Annotated in this window: 15 protein-coding genes and 2 riboswitches; of the genes, 9 read left to right on the forward strand and 6 right to left on the reverse strand. The window is 68.4% G+C overall.

Annotation, left to right across the window (positions count from 1 at the left end):
• The first annotated feature begins 5 nt into the window (after window positions 1-5).
• The 6 genes from LGM89_RS32685 (at window position 6) to LGM89_RS32710 (ending at window position 6,525) form a co-directional block, all read left to right on the forward strand.
• Window positions 6-1,382, forward strand: a complete 1,377-nt coding sequence (locus LGM89_RS32685; RefSeq protein WP_226275203.1) for a lysine N(6)-hydroxylase/L-ornithine N(5)-oxygenase family protein — start codon at window positions 6-8, stop codon at window positions 1,380-1,382.
• 22 nt (window positions 1,383-1,404) lie between these two features.
• Window positions 1,405-3,654 carry a TonB-dependent siderophore receptor gene (locus LGM89_RS32690; RefSeq protein WP_226275204.1) on the forward strand — a complete coding sequence of 750 codons (2,250 nt, stop codon included), beginning with the start codon at window positions 1,405-1,407 and terminating at the stop codon, window positions 3,652-3,654.
• A gap of 86 nt (window positions 3,655-3,740) precedes the next feature.
• Window positions 3,741-4,580, forward strand: coding sequence for a formyltransferase family protein (locus LGM89_RS32695; protein ID WP_089494827.1), 840 nt, complete (start codon window positions 3,741-3,743; stop codon window positions 4,578-4,580).
• Entirely contained in the window at window positions 4,580-5,596 is a 1,017-nt protein-coding gene (locus LGM89_RS32700) for a GNAT family N-acetyltransferase (protein ID WP_226275205.1), read from the forward strand. The genes LGM89_RS32695 and LGM89_RS32700 overlap by 1 nt, the downstream gene beginning before the upstream one ends.
• Before the next feature lie 249 nt (window positions 5,597-5,845).
• A complete protein-coding gene (gene vapB / locus LGM89_RS32705; protein WP_089494829.1) occupies window positions 5,846-6,112 on the forward strand; it encodes a type II toxin-antitoxin system VapB family antitoxin in 267 nt (88 codons plus the stop codon).
• Window positions 6,109-6,525, forward strand: a complete 417-nt coding sequence (locus tag LGM89_RS32710; RefSeq protein WP_083265877.1) for a PIN domain-containing protein — start codon at window positions 6,109-6,111, stop codon at window positions 6,523-6,525. The genes vapB and LGM89_RS32710 overlap by 4 nt, the downstream gene beginning before the upstream one ends.
• A gap of 48 nt (window positions 6,526-6,573) precedes the next feature.
• Here LGM89_RS32710 and LGM89_RS32715 read toward each other — a convergent pair whose 3' ends face one another.
• Together LGM89_RS32715 and LGM89_RS32720 are read right to left on the reverse strand one after the other, a co-directional pair.
• Window positions 6,574-7,479 carry a nucleotidyl transferase AbiEii/AbiGii toxin family protein gene (locus tag LGM89_RS32715; RefSeq protein WP_226275206.1) on the reverse strand — a complete coding sequence of 302 codons (906 nt, stop codon included), beginning with the start codon at window positions 7,477-7,479 and terminating at the stop codon, window positions 6,574-6,576.
• Window positions 7,448-8,518: a type IV toxin-antitoxin system AbiEi family antitoxin gene (locus LGM89_RS32720; protein ID WP_226275208.1), complete on the reverse strand. Its 1,071-nt coding sequence runs from the start codon at window positions 8,516-8,518 to the stop codon at window positions 7,448-7,450. Before LGM89_RS32720 ends, LGM89_RS32715 begins: the two co-directional genes overlap by 32 nt.
• 341 nt (window positions 8,519-8,859) lie before the next feature.
• Here LGM89_RS32720 and LGM89_RS32725 point away from each other — a divergent pair, with 341 nt between their 5' ends.
• On the forward strand, window positions 8,860-10,023 hold the full coding sequence (locus LGM89_RS32725; RefSeq protein ID WP_226275209.1) for a M20 aminoacylase family protein: 1,164 nt from the start codon (window positions 8,860-8,862) through the stop codon (window positions 10,021-10,023).
• A gap of 174 nt (window positions 10,024-10,197) precedes the next feature.
• Window positions 10,198-10,737: an outer membrane protein assembly factor BamE gene (gene bamE / locus LGM89_RS32730; protein WP_226275210.1), complete on the forward strand. Its 540-nt coding sequence runs from the start codon at window positions 10,198-10,200 to the stop codon at window positions 10,735-10,737.
• A gap of 42 nt (window positions 10,738-10,779) precedes the next feature.
• On the opposite strand, the gene LGM89_RS32735 is transcribed toward bamE, so the two are convergent.
• From LGM89_RS32735 to cobA, 4 genes are read right to left on the reverse strand one after another with little or no spacing between them, the layout of a single operon-like run.
• Window positions 10,780-12,084, reverse strand: coding sequence for a cobyrinate a,c-diamide synthase (locus tag LGM89_RS32735; RefSeq protein WP_226275211.1), 1,305 nt, complete (start codon window positions 12,082-12,084; stop codon window positions 10,780-10,782).
• A gap of 2 nt (window positions 12,085-12,086) precedes the next feature.
• Window positions 12,087-12,689 carry a cob(I)yrinic acid a,c-diamide adenosyltransferase gene (gene cobO / locus LGM89_RS32740; RefSeq protein WP_089425397.1) on the reverse strand — a complete coding sequence of 201 codons (603 nt, stop codon included), beginning with the start codon at window positions 12,687-12,689 and terminating at the stop codon, window positions 12,087-12,089.
• Window positions 12,690-12,726: 37 nt separating this feature from the next.
• A complete protein-coding gene (locus LGM89_RS32745) occupies window positions 12,727-13,104 on the reverse strand; it encodes a cobalamin biosynthesis protein (protein WP_226207745.1) in 378 nt (125 codons plus the stop codon).
• Window positions 13,101-13,850: a uroporphyrinogen-III C-methyltransferase gene (cobA, locus tag LGM89_RS32750; protein WP_226275212.1), complete on the reverse strand. Its 750-nt coding sequence runs from the start codon at window positions 13,848-13,850 to the stop codon at window positions 13,101-13,103. The genes LGM89_RS32745 and cobA overlap by 4 nt, the downstream gene beginning before the upstream one ends.
• 169 nt (window positions 13,851-14,019) lie before the next feature.
• Window positions 14,020-14,257, reverse strand: a riboswitch (cobalamin riboswitch).
• A gap of 113 nt (window positions 14,258-14,370) precedes the next feature.
• Window positions 14,371-14,636: riboswitch (cobalamin riboswitch) on the forward strand.
• A gap of 333 nt (window positions 14,637-14,969) precedes the next feature.
• Between cobA and cobW the strand changes: the two genes are divergently transcribed.
• Window positions 14,970-16,058, forward strand: a complete 1,089-nt coding sequence (gene cobW / locus LGM89_RS32755; protein WP_089494834.1) for a cobalamin biosynthesis protein CobW — start codon at window positions 14,970-14,972, stop codon at window positions 16,056-16,058.
• The last annotated feature ends 2 nt before the right edge of the window (window positions 16,059-16,060 follow it).

A 16,060-nucleotide genomic window follows, 5' to 3' on the forward strand; every position in this document is an offset into this window, starting at 1 on the left:
GAGACATGCAGAGAGAAACCGTATTCGACCTGATCGGCGTCGGCTTCGGGCCGTCGAATCTGGCGCTGGCCATCCGCCTCGAGGAACGGCGCGCGGCGCGCCCGCTCGCCCATTGCTTCATCGAGCGCCAGCCTGAATTCGGCTGGCATCGCGGCATGCTGCTCGACGACTGCCGGATGCAGATCTCGTTTCTGAAGGATCTCGTCACGATGCGCGATCCGACCAGCCGCTACACGTTCATCAACTACCTGTTCGAACGCGGCCGGCTGAACGAATTCGTCAACCTGAAGAACTTCTATCCGACCCGCGTCGAATTCCACGACTACCTGAGCTGGGTGGCCGACGCGTTCGACGATAGCGTCCACTACAGCGAGACTGTCCTCGCGATCGAGCCCGTGCACGGCGACGGCGAGAAGATCGACGCACTGCGCGTGCTGTCGCGCGACGCCGCCGGCCACGAGCGCCAGCGGGTCACGCGCGCGCTGTCGGTCGGCGTCGGCGGCACGCCGGCGATCCCCGACGCGTTCGCCGCGCTCGGCCGCGACCGCGTGATCCACTCGTCGTCGTACCTGACCGACATCGACCGGCTCGTCGCGTCGCCGGACGGCGAGCGCCGCCGCGTCGCGGTGATCGGCGCGGGGCAGAGCGCGGCCGAGGTGTTCATCGATCTCGCGCGCCGCTTCCCGCACGTCGACGCGAGCCTCGTGATGCGCGCAGGCGCCTTGAAGCCGGCGGACGACAGCCCGTTCGTCAACGAGATCTTCAGCCCCGAGTTCACCGATGTCGTCTATGCGCAGCCGCACGACGCGCGACGCGCGCTGCTCGAGCGCTATCGCGACACGAACTACGCGGTGGTCGACCGGCCGCTGATCGAACAGATCTACGAAATGCTGTACCTGCAACGCATCGACGGCACGCCGCGTCATGCGCTGCTCGCGAACAGCGCGATCGAGGCCGCGGTGCGCACCGCCGACGGCCGCATCGAGCTGACGCTGCGCGACCGGATGAGCGGCGACACGCGCGTCGAGTGCTTCGACGCGCTCGTGCTGGCCACCGGCTACCGCCGCGACACGCATTCGGCGCTGCTCGAGGGGCTCGCGCCGCACCTGGGCGATGCGCTTTCACGCGGCGACGTCACGCGTGACTACCTGCTCGCGACGCCCGAGCACTTCGCGCCGCGCATCTACCTGCAAGGCTGCTGCGAAGACAGCCACGGCCTGTCCGACACGCTGCTGTCGGTACTGGCGCGCCGCGCGGACGAAATCTGCGCGTCGCTGGAAGACGGGATCGCGCCCGCCCATGAAGAAGGCGCGGCCCGGGCAACACAGGAAAAACGACAGGAAAACGGGGCGAGCGCGAGCCGGATGGCTTTCGCTCTTTGACAAAGGCGCGGTCGGAGACCGCATGAAAAAAGTGGAGCAGAGAAAGATGGAGTGGGCAACAGGCACGCGTTTGCGTGCGATCGCAGCCGCGGCGAGCGTGGCGTTCGGGGTGGCGGCAGGGCACGCACAGGCCCAGACGGCGCCGGCCGTGAACGCAGGCGCGGCGGCGTCGACCAGCAGTGCGCAGAACGGTGCGGCGGCCAGTGCGTCGACCGGTACGCTGCCGACGATCAACGTCAACGCGGCCTCGGAAGGAGACGGCACGGTCGGGCTCGTCGCGAAGCGCAGCCGCACCGGCACGAAGACCAGCACGTCGATCAACGAGATCCCGCAGACGATCAACGTCGTCACCGCGCAGCAGATCGAGATGACCGGCGCGACCGACGTGAACGCTGCGCTGCGCTACGTGCCGGGCTTCTCGTCGTACGGCTCGGACAACCGTTCCGACTGGTACGCCGCGCTGCGCGGCTTCACGCCGACCGCGTACGTGAACGGGCTGCAGGTGCCGAACACGATCAACCTCGCGAGCTGGCGCGTCGATCCGTACATGATCGACAGCATCAGCGTGCTGCGCGGGCCGACCTCGGTGCTGTACGGCGCGGGCGACCCGGGCGCGATCGTCGACGTGCAGACCAAGCTGGCCGACGGCGAGCGCGTGCGCGAGGCCGGCGTGCAGATCGGCAACTACGCGCGCAAGCAGTTCATGATCGACGTCGGCGACAAGCTCGACCCGGACGGCAAGTACGCGTATCGCTTCGTCGGCGTCGCACGCGACGGCAACGCGCTGACCGGCCCGAACAACGACCAGCGCGTCGCGCTCGCGCCGTCGTTCCGCTGGCGTCCGAACGCGGATACGTCGCTGACGCTGTCGGCCACCTATCTGCAGGACTGGGGCGACATCTCGTCGAACTTCCTGCCCGCGCAGGGGACGGTGCTGCCGAACCCGAACGGCCAGATCAACAAGGACGTGTACGAAGGCGATCCGAACTTCAACTACTACCGCAAGAAGCAGTGGTCGGTCGGCTATCAGTTCGAGCGGAACCTGACGCCGGCGTGGACGTTCCGCCAGAACACGCGCCTGATGCACCTGTCGCTCGACAACGGCTCGGTATTCGGCAACGGCTTCGTCGACGGCAGCACGACCGACGTGTCGCGCTGGGCCGGCGTGTTCCAGATGAACTACAGCCGCTTCGACATCGACAACAACCTCGAAGGCCGCTTCGCCACGGGGCCGCTCCAGCACACGCTGCTGCTCGGGTTCCAGTACAACCGCCAGACCGCGACCGACAGCGAGTGGCTCGCCGCCGCGCCGCCGCTGAACATCTACAACCCGGTCTACCTGCCCGTCACGAAGGCGGTGTTCACGCCCGACTCGACGTTCCGCACCAACACGTACACGACGATGAACACGTTCGGCCTGTACGCGCAGGACCAGATCAAATGGAACCGCTGGACGCTGACGCTCGGCGGCCGCGAGGACTGGGTCAACATGCGGATGGACGACCGCGCGGCCGGCACGTCGACGAAGGCGAACGTCACCGCGTTCACCGGTCGCGTCGGCCTCACGTACCAGGGCGATTACGGGCTGTCGCCGTACGTCAGCTACGCGACGTCGTTCAATCCGCTGATCGGCGTGAACCTGGTCGGCGGCGGATTGCCGCAACCGACCCGCGGCAAGCAGATCGAAGCCGGCCTGCGCTGGCAGCCGCCCGGCAAGAACCTGATGCTGAACGCGGCGATCTACCAGATCAACCAGACCAACGTGCTCACGACCGCGCTGCCGAGCCAGGACCCGACCGGCACGAAGTCGGTGCAGACGGGCGAGGTGCGTTCGCGCGGGATCGAGCTGAGCGCGACCGGCAAGGTCACGCGCAACCTGTCGGTGATTGCCTCGTATGTGTACCAGGACGTGAAGAACGTGAAGGCCAACGACGTGTCGCTGAACAACTGGCCGGTCGACATTCCGCGCCCGCGCCAGATGGCGTCGCTGTGGACCGACTGGACCTGGCACACGGGGCCGCTCGCGGGCTTCGGCCTGGGCGGCGGCATTCGTTACCAGAGCGCATCGGCCGGTGGGGCCGACAACTCGCTGACGGTATCGAGCGTCACGCTGTTCGACGCGGGCGTGCACTACGACACGCGTAACTGGCGCTTCGCCGTGAACGGAACGAACCTGGCCAACCGCCACTACATCAGCGGCTGCCAGTCGATGAACGTCTGTGTGTTCGGCACCGACCGTACCGTGATCGCGACCGCGAAATACAACTGGTGACGAGGCGCGCCGCGTCGCGCCGGCCGGCCCTCGCGGCCGGCGCGGGCGGGCCGCGGCGCCTTCGTCCGCTTTTCCACGACGCATCCATGCCGAAGAAAAATCTCGTCTACATCCAGTCGCTGCGCAACGGCGCGGCCGATCGTGCCGGCCAGCCGGTCGCTTATCGGGGCGGCACGCGCTACATGAAGGCGCCGCTCGAATATCTCGTCGAACGCCTGAACGACTCGTCGCTCGGCGAGCGTTACACGCTCAAGGGCGTGATCGTCGACGACGACGACGGTTCGCCGGCCGACCGCGCGAAAGTCGCCGACTACGGCTTCGCCCGCACGCCGGGCCGTCCGTGGATCCTGCCGGAAGGGTTGGCGGTGCAGGGCCGGCCGGTCGACGAACTGTTCTGCACGATTGCATCGACGTACCGGCGGCTGCCGCGCGACGCGCGCGAGCGCGTGGCTGGCAAACAGGCGTTCGAGCGCCGCCTGCTCGAGCGCCTGCTCGAACTCGACGCCGACGTCGTCGTGCTCGACGGGCTGCTCGTGATCCTCGACGAGCTCGTGCGGCCCGGCGCGCGCTTTCACCGGCGCATCGCCAACATCCACCCGGGCATCACCGCCGACGGTTCGCCGTACCAGCGGCGCGGCGCGTGGGCGACGCTCGACGCGCTGCACGGCGCGCGCGGCGAACGGATCGACTGGTCGAACGGCACGACCTCGTCCGTCGCGCCCGTGACGATGACGGGCGCGTCGTTTCACTACGTCGACAACGGCATCGATTCCGGCGAGGTGATCTGCGATGTGCTCGACACGCCGATCTCACCGGACGACACGATTCTCGAACTGCGCTGGAACAACTTCCAGCGCAGCCTGTTTCCGGCACTCGAGCGGGGGCTGCACGTCCTCGCCGATCGCCACGACGCGGGAGCACTGTGATGGAAGACACGTTGACGAAACCGGCCGGCGCCGCGGATGCCGTCGAAGGTGAAGTGGCCGCCGCGCTCGACGGCGCCGCACCCGGGCAGGCGATGGCCGTCGCCGAACACACGCTCGACGCGTGGCGGCCCGACGACTCGCCGAACGTATTGCTCGCGGCATTCGTCGCGCTGTTCAACACCGACACGCGCTACGACGCGGCGACGATCACGGCGCCGCTCGGCGGCGCCGACGCGGCAGCCGTGGCGGCGTACGTCGCGCGCGCGGTACGCGAGGGCGTGATCGACGGCGCGCAGGTTGCCGGCGACGCGCTGCGCTTCACCGTATCGCGTGCGACGTTCTGGCAGAACCCGCGGCCGTGGCTGAAGGCGCCCGCGTCGGGTGGCATGCCGCTGCGCCATGTGATCACGAACGGCCACCGGCACCCGGTGCGGCCGCCGTCGCCGGCCGGCGAGATCTACGCACGCACCATGCCGCAGGTCGGGATGACGTTCAGCCTGCGCACCGTCGATGTCGACGCGCACGCGGACCTGTTCAGCGGCTGGATGAACCTCGATCGCGTCGCGCATTTCTGGGACCAGCGCGGCACGCGCGACGAACATGCGGCGTATCTCGCCGAGCGGCTCGCCGATCCGCACATGCACCCGATGATCGGCTATTTCGACGACACGCCGTTCGGCTATTTCGAGTTCTACTGGGCGAAGGAGGACCGTCTCGCGCCGTTCTACGACGCGCACGACTACGACCGCGGGCTGCATCTGCTGATCGGCGATTCGCGCTTCCAGAGCGCCGGCAAGCTGCATGCGTGGTGGAGCGGGGTGCTGCACTACATGTTCGTCGACGAACCGCGCACGCAGCGGCTCGTGGGCGAGCCGCGCGTCGATCACGTGCGGCACATCGCGTACATGCACCGGCTCGGGTTCTACACGCTGAAGGAGTTCGACTTCCCGCACAAGCGCGCGGCGCTCACCGTGATCGAGCGCGATACATTCTTCGACACTTTCAAATTGCCGTGACGGCGCGGGGGCGGGGTGCGGCGCGAGGGTGCGCGCCGCACCGTGGCTCGCGGGCATCGGCCGTCCGGGATATGGACCGCGCGGCCTGCGTCGTGAAGAATGGATCGCTCTCCTCATCGACGACAGGCCCGCGACATGGCAAAAACATCCGCGACAGCATGGGGCGCGACATCCGATTCGCGCGCGCCCGCATTGACATATGCCAGCATATGCCTAGAATGGACGCATCGTACTCCCATGGAGTGGCTCATGCGCACCGTTTCCATTTTCAAGAACGCCCGTAACCAGGCCATCCGCATCCCGAAGGACATGGAGTTCGAGGGCGTGACGGAACTCGAGATCCGCCGCGAAGGCGACACGCTGCTGCTGCGGCCGGTGCGGCCCACGTGGCTCTCGTTCGCGAGCGAACCGCCGGCCGACGCCGACTTCCTCGCCGAACGCCCGGCCGTCATCGAGTCCGGCCGCTTCGACCTGTCCGATGGCGGTGGCGCCGCACCGACGGAGTCCGGCCAGTGACCACGCTCTACATGCTCGATACGAACATCTGTTCGTTCATCATGCGCGAGCGGCCGCCCGTGGTGCTGTCGCGGCTGCAATCGTGCGTCAATGCGCAGCACCGGATCGTCGTCTCGGCAATCACCTATGCCGAAATGCGGTTCGGCGCGGTCGGCAGGAAGGCGTCGCCGAAGCATGCGGAACTCGTGACGGCCTTTGTTGCGCGGCTGGACGGCGTGCTGTCGTGGGATACGGCGGCCGTCGATGCAACGGCCGCGATTCGTGCCGATCTCGCCGCGCGCGGCACGCCGATCGGCGCGAACGACGCATCGATCGCCGGCCATGCGATCGCCGCCGGTGCGGTACTCGTCACGCACAACAGCCGCGAGTTCGGTCGTGTCGCGGGGTTGTCGCTCGAAGACTGGGCGGCGTGAGCGCCGTTCGGGATCTGTTCGATCGCTCGGCTGTTGCGCATCGGCGCGTCAAGCGCGCGACGCGGGTTCATCTGCGAGAAAGGCGTTGCGAAATGCGTCGAGATACCGGTCGGCGTCATCGCTGAATTCACCGGGTAACAGCGCAAAGGCACGTGCCAGCAGGTCCTGGCCGAGCACGGCATAAGTTGCTTCGTCCGACAACAGCGCACGGATCGCGTCACGCGTTTGCGGCGAAGCGATGCGTTTCGCCTCTCGCGCGAGCAGCGCGGCAGCGGCGAGTCCCGGCTGGAACGCGTGGATCTCGAGCAGGTCCGGCGCGGCATCCCAGATACGTTCGCGATTGCCCGCGTCGTGAAAATTCCGCAGCAGGAACAGCAGGTCGTACGCATCGCTGTTCTGGCGCGCACGCCGGTCCTTCCATGCGAGCAGCTTCAGCAGCGCCAGTGCCGGCAGGCTGGCCACCGGTACCACGGTGCGCGCATCGATCGACACAGGCTGTGCGGTGTCCACGGCTTCCTGAAACCCGAGCACGTTCAGCAAGAATTCACCGTCGGGCGGCCATGCGATTTCGCCCGGAGGCGTTTCGAGCGGCCCGAACGGAACGAGATCCAGCTCCGTACGAAAACCGTGCGCGCCGCTTTCGAACAGCAGTTTCTGCTGCTGTTTCGGTGCGCGCGTGAACTGCCCGGTCGCGACAAGTGCCTCGACGAGTTGCGCGTGAAACGGCCAGCTCACCGCGCACACTGCGACGTCGACATCTCGCGTCGCGCGCACCGGCCGGATGCCGTGCACGTGCCACATCAGGATGTCGCGCGCGGTGGCGCCGGCGACCACGAACGCCGTGTCGAGGCGCGCGCAGGCCGAGCCGACGGCCTGCAGCAACGCGACCGCCGCGGGCTCCAGCGGCCGGCGTGCGTCGACCTCAAGCGGGCGGTTGGGCGAGGTATCGGTCATGGATGCGATCGGCGATGGAAAGATTGCGGCTGTCGCCGGACGCGACGAGATCCGCGTAGATCAGCAGCGGCGGTACGACCGGTACTTCCTGCTCGCGCCAGGCAAGCTCCGCGGACCGCGGCCAGAACGCTTCGACGATCTCGACATCGCCGCGCTCGTCCGGACGCAGGCGGCCCTGAAGCAGCAGCCGGTTCGACGCGGTGCCGTGCGTATAGACGGTGATCGCGGCGGGTTTCAGGCCGTGCGTCAGCAGGTCGGCTGCCGGCTCGCCGCCGAATCGCGCATCGAATGCCGCGAAATCTACGCCGCGCCACCAGTCGGGCGCGAGGCTGGCAAACCGGCGGCTCGGCAGTTTCGCGCGCAAGCGGCTCGGATAGAGCGCGACCCATTCCTGCACGAAGCGCGGCCAGTCGGGCATCAGGCGCTCGCCGTTGCGGCGTTGCCCGACGAGGCCACGCGCGATCAGGTCGTCCATCGCGAGATTGACCGTACCGAGTGCGACGTCCGATGCAGCGGCGATCGCCCGATACGGTTGCGCGACCAGGCCCGGCTGTGTCGCGAGTGCGAACATCACGGCCAGCCCCTTCGGCGTCGTCGCGCGCGACGCCTGTCGGCGCGGTGTGCGTGCGGGCTTCGGCCGGCCCGCGATCATCACGGTCGCCTCCGGTTCGATCAGGCATGCGTTGCCGGCGGTATCGAGAAACGGGATGCCCTGCTCGGTCAGGCCGGCGGCCAGTTCCGCCGAAAGATACGGTGCGACCAGCATCAGCGACCGTTCGCCGGGCGCTGCGGTGTCGCCGCGGCGGCGCAATTCCGCGAGCGCGCCCGCCAGCGATTCGACGCGCAGGCTGATGACGACCGGCATCTCGAATGCCTGCCCGGCAACGTCGAAGCGGATCATGGCGTCGGCGCGCGCCTTGCAGGCGGCCGGCACACGCACGGGCCGGGCACGAAAGCGCCGGGTCGCGTTTTCGAACGCGGCGCAGGCTTCGTCGAGCACGTGCTGTTCCGACACGGAGAGGGAAGTGTTCACGGGCATCAAAGGGAATCGCTTGTTCACCTTTTTGTCAGCGTACACAAAAAATGTACAATCGTCAAAAAGTGAACAAGAATTCGCAAGATATTGATGTATCAGAACTATTTTTTGATTCTGAACGATAGTCACCGGGGCCCTCATGCGCAAGAAATCGATGGGTGGCACACAGTTTTGCGCGTTCGGCTTCCGCGCGGCAGTCGTCCGGATGGCCGGCTTGCGCGTGCCGCGCATCATGCTGAATATGGCAACCGCCGGTTGCTACCGCGACGACTTTCCATCTGCCCGGTTGCCGCCGAACCCACTATCCTTGCCTGCATATTCCCCTCAGGACAGGAGACGACACCGTGACGCACAGCGTGATTCCCGCAAGCCTCGCCGACGAAATGATCGAGATCCGGCACCGCATCCACGCCCACCCCGAGCTCGGCTTCGAGGAATTCGCGACGAGCGACCTCGTCGCGGAGCAACTGCAGTCATGGGGCTACACGGTGCATCGCGGGCTGGGCGGCACGGGCGTCGTCGCGCAGTTGAAGGTCGGCAGCGGCGCACAGCGTCTCGGCCTGCGCGCCGACATGGACGCACTGCCGATCCACGAGGCCACGGGCCTGCCGTACGAGAGCAGGATCGCCGGCAAGATGCATGCGTGCGGCCACGACGGTCACACGGCGATGCTGCTCGCGGCCGCGAAGCATCTGGCGCGCGAGCGCCGTTTCTCCGGCACGCTGAACCTGATTTTCCAGCCGGCCGAGGAAGGGCTCGGCGGCGCGAAGAAGATGCTCGACGAAGGGCTGTTCGAGCTGTTCCCCTGCGACGCGATCTTCGCGATGCACAACATGCCCGGTTTCCCGACGGGCAAGTTCGGCTTCCTGCCGGGGTCGTTCATGGCGTCGTCGGATACGGTGATCGTCGACGTGCAGGGCCGGGGCGGCCACGGCGCGGTGCCGCACAAGGCGGTCGATTCGGTGGTCGTCTGCGCGCAGATCGTCATCGCGCTGCAGACGATCGTGTCGCGCAACGTGTCGCCGCTCGACATGGCGATCGTCACGGTCGGCGCGATCCATGCGGGCGAGGCGCCGAACGTGATTCCCGATCGCGCGCAGATGCGCCTGTCGGTGCGCGCGCTGAAGCCGGAGGTGCGCGACCTGCTCGAGACGCGCATCAAGGAAGTCGTGCATGCGCAGGCGGCCGTGTTCGGCGCGACCGCGACGATCGACTACCAGCGCCGCTACCCGGTGCTCGTCAACGATGCGGAAATGACCGCGTTCGCGCGCAACGTCGCCCGCGAGTGGGTGGGCGACGCGAACCTGATCGACGGGATGGTGCCGCTCACCGGCAGCGAGGATTTCGCGTTCCTGCTCGAGAAGCGGCCGGGCTGCTACCTGATCATCGGTAACGGCGACGGGGAGGGCGGCTGCATGGTGCACAACCCCGGCTACGACTTCAACGACGCGGCGCTGCCGACCGGCGCGTCGTACTGGGTGAAGCTGGCGGAGACGTTCCTGACCTGACACCGCGGCGCGGCGGCGCGGAAGCTGCCACCCGGTGCGCATCCCGTCGCGTCCGCGACATCGGACGCGACGGGATGCGCGTGAATTTGACGCTCCTTGACATCGGCGGGACAGGTCGCGTGCTACGCTGCGCGCGACGCCGAATCGGCTCGATGAATACAGGTGTGGACGAAAATGCGAAAACAGATTCTGACCGTGCTGACGGCCTGTGCGGTCGGCGTTCTGGTGGCCGGGTGCGACGACCAGAAAGTGGCTGACGCGGTCAATGCGATCAAGCCCGATCCGATGGCGTTCGGTAACCTGCAGCCGGGCGTTTCGACGATCGAGGACGTGCTCCGTCAGGCAGGCAAGCCCGAGATGGTCAGGCAGGGCGAAGACGGCTCGCAGCGGTTCGAGTATCCACGCGGTCCTTATGGCACGAGCACCTACATGCTCGATTTTGGGCCCGATGGCCGGCTCGTGTCGATCACGCAGGCGCTGACGGCGGCGAACATCACGAAGGTCGTGCCCGGAATGTCGAAGGACGACGTGCGACAACTGCTCGGCAAGCCGACCGAGGTCGCGCAATACGCGTTGAGCCATGAAGAGGTGTGGAGCTGGCACTGGGCCGAGGGCGGCGTATCCGGCGACGCGATGTTCAACGCGCATTTCTCGCCCGACGGCACCGTGATCCGGACTTCGCGTTCGGAAGCGCCGGGCCGCGAAAAACCCTGACCTGATGATCGACGCGACGCAAGCGGCGCAGCATCGAGCAATCTACAACGCTTCCCCGCTGAACAACGCCACGACCGCATCCGGATTCGACGGCCAGTACATGTGCATGTACGTCGCGACGATCGCATCGCAACAATAGACGGCTTCACCGTAGCCCGCCGCGCCATCGGGACGCGCGGCATGCGCGACCGGTTCCAGCGGCGTCGCGAGCCGCGAGTAGTGGAACGTATGCCCTCGCATCGTCCCGCTGCGCGTGTCGAGTTGCTGCATGCCGAGCGCCGCGAACCGGCGCTGCATCGTCGCGTGACCCGGCAACAGCCCAAGCATCGGCGTCGTCACGCCGTCGACATCGGTCAGCGACTCACACAGATACACCATCCCCCCGCATTCTGCGACGATCGGCCGGCCAGCCGCTGCGTGCGCACGAATCGACCGCGCGGTCGCGGCATTCGCCGCGAGTGCCGCCGCATGCAATTCCGGATAGCCGCCCGGCAGGAACAGTGCGTCGCAGTCGTCCGGCACGGGTTCGTCGGCGAGCGGCGAAAAGAATCGCACTTGCGCACCGAGCGGGTCGAGCAACGCGAGATTCGCCGGATAGATGAACGAAAAAGCCGCATCGCGCGCCACCGCGATCCGCTTGCCAGCAAGCGCACGCGGCAGCGGCGCCGCTGCATCCGGTTCCGCGAACGCAACGGCCGGCGGCAACTCGGCAAGCGCCGTTTGCGCGAGCACGTCGGCCGCGCGATCGAGCCGCGCATCGAGATCGTCGATGTCGCCCGGCTGATGGAGGCCGAGATGCCGCTCCGGCAGCGCGATGCCCGCATCGGCCGGCACGTGCCCGAGCCAGCGCAAGTCGTCGGGCAGCGCCTGTTGCAGCAGTTCCGCATGCCGGGCCGACCCGACGCGATTCGCCAGCACGCCATGAAACGGCAGCCCCGGCCGGAACCGCGCGAGCCCGAACGCGATCGCCGCGAAGGTCTGCGCCATCGACTTCGCCGAAATCACCGCGACGACCGGCACGCCGAACGCGGCCGCGAGGTCGGCGCTGCTCGGCGTGCCGTCGAACAGCCCCATCACGCCTTCGATCAGGATCAGGTCGGCCTCGCGCGCGGCGTCGGCCAGCAGCGCGCGGCAGCCGGCCTCGCCGACCATCCCGAGGTCGAGCGCATGCACGGGCGCGCCGCTCGCGCGCGCCAGCAGCATCGGATCGAGAAAATCGGGCCCGGTCTTGAAGACGCGCACGCGCCGGCCGAGCCGGCGGTGCAGCCGCGCGAGGCCCGCCGTCACCGACGTCTTGCCCTGGCCCGACGCGGGCGCACTGACGAACAGCGCGGGGCAGGCGGCCATACTCAGAACTCCACGCCGCGCTGCGCCTTCACGCCTTGCTCCTTGTACGGATGCTTGACGAGCCGCATTTCGGTGACGAGGTCGGCCGCGTCGATCAGCGCATCGGGCGCATGCCGCCCGGTCACGACGACGTGCACCGACTCGGGACGCGCGGTCAACGTCGCGAGCACTTCGTCGAGCGGTAGGTATTCGTACTTCAGCACCGTGTTCAGCTCGTCGAGGATCACCATCCGGTAATCGCCGCTCTCGATCATCCGGCGCGCCTCGTCCCAGCCCTTGCGCGCGGTCGCGATGTCGGCGTCGCGGTTCTGCGTGTTCCACGTATAGCCGTCGCCCATCGTCACGAAATCGCATTCGGCCACCGCGCCGAGGAAGTCACGCTCGGACGTGTGCAGCGCGCCCTTGATGAACTGCACGACACCGAGCCGCATGCCGTGGCCGAGCACGCGCACGGCCATGCCGAACGCGGCCGTGCTCTTGCCCTTGCCGTTGCCGGTGTTGACGATCAGCAGGCCCTTTTCGTTGACGGCGGCGGCCTGCTTCTTCTCGTGGCCGGCACGGCGGCGTTCGGTCATCCGTTGATGGGATTCGGCGTCGGTTTTCATCGGATTCGTCCTGTCGAAAGAAAGCGAAACAAAGGGTTCAGAGCGGGCCGGCGAGTGCGACCGTCACGCCGTCCCGGATGGATTTGGGGCCCAGCAGCCGGCCGTGCGGCGCCGCGAGCTGCGCGCACGGCTCGGCCACGCCCGCGACGCCGAAGCGGGCGAGCGCGGCGGCCGACGGGCCGCTCGCGGCCAGTTCCGGGCGGCTCGCGAGTTGCGCCGCATCGAACGCGACGAGCGGCCAGCCGCGCTGCGCGCACAGCGTGCGCAGCGCGCGGGCACGCGCCTTGTCGGCGAGCGTGGCCACGAGCGCGGGTTCGGCGGCCGGGTAAAGCATCAGCGCCGCGCGGATCGCGGCATCGAGTTGCGCGGCCGTCACGCCTGCACGGAAACCGATGCCGAGCGCGACACGCATCATGCGCCGCCGCCGAGCGCGGCCCGTACCGCGGGATCGTCGGCAAACGCCGCGACGCGCCCGATCACGACGATCGCCGGCGAACCGATACCGGCGGTGCCGATGCGTTCGACGAGCGTGTCGAGCGTCGCGAGCACGTGCCGTTGTTCGGCGCGCGTCGCATGCTCGATCGCCGCGCACGGCGTCTCGCCGGGCAGGCCGCCATCGCGCAGCGCGGTGGCAATCGCGTCGAGCCGGCGGATGCCCATGTAGATGACGATCGTCATGCGCGTGGCCGCGAGCGCGCGCCAGTCGGGTTCGTCGGCGCCCGCGCCGTGGCCCGTGACGAAGATCACGCCCTGCGCGTCGCCGCGCTGCGTGACCGGGATGCCGATCGCGGCCGGCGCGGCGATGCCCGCGGTGACGCCGTTCACGACCTCGACCGGGAATCCCGCCGCGCCGAGCGCGGCCAGCTCCTCGCCGCCGCGGCCGAAGACGAACGGATCGCCTCCCTTGAGCCGCGCGACGCTGCGCCCCGCGCGCAGATGCGCGAGCATCGCGGCGACGATCGTCTCCTGCGGCGTCGACGCATGACCGCCCCGCTTGCCGACGTGCTCGATGTACGCATCGGCGCGCGCATGGCGCAGCACGTCGGGATTCACGAGATCGTCGACGAGCAGCACGTCCGCCGCGCCGATCGCGTGGACGGCCTTGAGCGTCAGCAGGTCGGCGTCGCCGGGGCCGGCGCCGACGAGCCAGGCGCGGCTCATCGGACGCGGCACGGCGCACACCGTGTCGAAACAAGGGAATAGGGCAGGCGGGCGGCGCGGCGGCGGCCAGCGGACAGGTCAACCATGATGGATCGAACGAAGCCCGCGCGGACGCGGGCGGAATGCGCACCTCATCCGTCCCCCGCGGATCGGGCGTTCGGCGAGCGTCGGGCTCGCCCCTTGCGTCGGCCGGTATCCGGGCTGGCCGCTTGCCAGGCCGCAGCCTTCCCGCCCGGTTGACGGGCAGTGGCATCGTGGGCGGCCTGGGCGCGTGCGCGGGGAAGCGCGTCGCGCGGGCGGCGTACCGTTGCGGGGACAGCACAGGCCGGGCGGGGGTCCGCCTCCTGTTTCCCGTTTAACTGCACGCGCGGAATGCGCATGCGGGCACCGAACGCGGCGCTACGATAGCACAGCGCCTCCCCCGCGCGAACCGCCGCGCACGGCTTCCGGCCACGCGCGGCGGTCATCCCGAACCGGGCCCGGCGGCCCGCTCCGCCTTGACGCTCCCCGCACCGCCGCCTACACTCGCACGCGTTTTGGTGCTCGCGCGCGCCGCTCCGGTGCGCGCAGTTAAACGGGAAACAGGGAGCCTGCCTGCGCCGCAGTCGAGCCAACCTGTGCTGCCCCCGCAACGGTAAGCGAACGCGTCGCGCGAGAAGCGCCACGCAACGCCGCTTCGCCGCATGCCGCGTGCATGCGGACGACCGCCACTGGATGCCGCGCATCCGGGAAGGCGAAGCGGCGTGTTCGTCAGCCCGGATACCGGCCGAAACGTTGGGGTTCAGCGCCGCGGGGAGGCGGCGCATCGTCCACGGCCGCAGCCGGCCCGACGCCCGCGTATTGCCCGCTTCCTCCACCGATCCGTCCCCGCGCGAACCCGCGCCGGCCGACCGGCGTGGCGAATGGCAGGCAGCGCGAGCCGGGCCAGCGGCAGCCGTGTTGGCATTCACGATGTCGACCGTTCGCAAGGAAGCACCATGTCCGATTCGTCGTCCCGCCCGTCCCGCGACTGTCCGTGCGGACCGCGCGGCGGCATGCCCGCGATCCGCCAGATGAACTGCCACGCCGCCCTCGACGCGACGATCCCGGGCTGATTCCATTTTCGACACAGGACCTACCATGACCCTACGCAAGCTTCCCGTCACGATCGTCACGGGCTTTCTCGGCAGCGGCAAGACGACGCTGATGCGCCACATCCTGCAGCACGCCGAAGGCCGCCGCATCGCGGTGATCGTCAACGAATTCGGCGAGCTCGGCATCGACGGCGAAATCCTCAAGGGCTGCGGCATCGGCTGCGAGGATGCCGATGGCGCGCAGGGCGAAGCGGCGGGCCAGCTGTACGAACTCGCGAACGGCTGCCTGTGCTGCACCGTGCAGGAAGAGTTCTACCCGGTGATGGAAGCGCTCGTCGAGCGCCGCGCGGACATCGACCACGTGCTGATCGAGACGTCGGGCCTCGCGCTGCCGAAGCCTCTCGTGCAGGCGTTCAACTGGCCGACGATCCGTAACAGCTTCACGGTCGACGCGGTCGTGACGGTGGTCGACGGGCCGGCGGCCGCCAGCGGCCAGTTCGCGGAAAATCCGCAAGCCGTCGACGCGCAGCGCCGCGCCGATCCGAACCTCGACCACGAATCGCCGCTGCACGAGCTGTTCGCCGATCAGCTGTCGTCCGCCGATCTCGTGATCGTGAACAAGGCCGATCTCGTTGGCGACACCGAGTTCGCGCAGATCGAAACCGCGATTCGCGACGAGATCCCGCCGCAGGTGAAGATCGTGCGCGCGACGCGCGGCGAGCTCGACCTCGCGATGCTGCTCGGCCTCGAATCGGCATCGGAAGACACGATCCACCTGCGTCACGACCATCACGGCTCGGCCGACGACGGCGATCACGATCACCATCACGACGATTTCGACTCGGTAGTCGTGTCGGGCGACGCCGGCACGCGCGAAGCGACGATCGCCGCGCTGCAACGCGTCGTCGAAGCGCACACGATTTACCGTGCAAAGGGCTTCGCCGCGCTGCCCGGCGCGCCGATGCGGCTCGTGATCCAGGGCGTCGGCCGCCGCTTCGACAGCTATTTCGACCGTCGCTGGCAGGACGGCGAAACGCGCGCGAGCCGCTTCGTGCTGATCGGCGAGGATCTCGACGCAGCCGCGCTGCAACGCGCGTTCGACGCCGCGTGCGCGGCCGAGCCGCAACAGGCGTAACG

This window comes from Burkholderia sp. AU31624 (assembly GCF_020420065.1).
GTDB lineage: Bacteria > Pseudomonadota > Gammaproteobacteria > Burkholderiales > Burkholderiaceae > Burkholderia.

Bases quoted from the DNA above. Each gene is read 5' to 3' on its own strand.
- LGM89_RS32685 (WP_226275203.1), top strand. From the start codon at position 6: ATGCAGAGAGAAACCGTATTCGACCTGATCGGCGTCGGCTTCGGGCCG.
- LGM89_RS32690 (WP_226275204.1), top strand. From the start codon at position 1,405: ATGAAAAAAGTGGAGCAGAGAAAGATGGAGTGGGCAACAGGCACGCGT.
- LGM89_RS32695 (WP_089494827.1), top strand. From the start codon at position 3,741: ATGCCGAAGAAAAATCTCGTCTACATCCAGTCGCTGCGCAACGGCGCG.
- LGM89_RS32700 (WP_226275205.1), top strand. From the start codon at position 4,580: ATGGAAGACACGTTGACGAAACCGGCCGGCGCCGCGGATGCCGTCGAA.
- vapB (WP_089494829.1), top strand. From the start codon at position 5,846: ATGCGCACCGTTTCCATTTTCAAGAACGCCCGTAACCAGGCCATCCGC.
- LGM89_RS32715 (WP_226275206.1), bottom strand. From the start codon at position 7,479: ATGACCGATACCTCGCCCAACCGCCCGCTTGAGGTCGACGCACGCCGG.
- LGM89_RS32720 (WP_226275208.1), bottom strand. From the start codon at position 8,518: ATGCCCGTGAACACTTCCCTCTCCGTGTCGGAACAGCACGTGCTCGAC.
- bamE (WP_226275210.1), top strand. From the start codon at position 10,198: ATGCGAAAACAGATTCTGACCGTGCTGACGGCCTGTGCGGTCGGCGTT.
- LGM89_RS32735 (WP_226275211.1), bottom strand. From the start codon at position 12,084: ATGGCCGCCTGCCCCGCGCTGTTCGTCAGTGCGCCCGCGTCGGGCCAG.
- cobO (WP_089425397.1), bottom strand. From the start codon at position 12,689: ATGAAAACCGACGCCGAATCCCATCAACGGATGACCGAACGCCGCCGT.
- LGM89_RS32745 (WP_226207745.1), bottom strand. From the start codon at position 13,104: ATGATGCGTGTCGCGCTCGGCATCGGTTTCCGTGCAGGCGTGACGGCC.
- cobA (WP_226275212.1), bottom strand. From the start codon at position 13,850: ATGAGCCGCGCCTGGCTCGTCGGCGCCGGCCCCGGCGACGCCGACCTG.
- cobW (WP_089494834.1), top strand. From the start codon at position 14,970: ATGACCCTACGCAAGCTTCCCGTCACGATCGTCACGGGCTTTCTCGGC.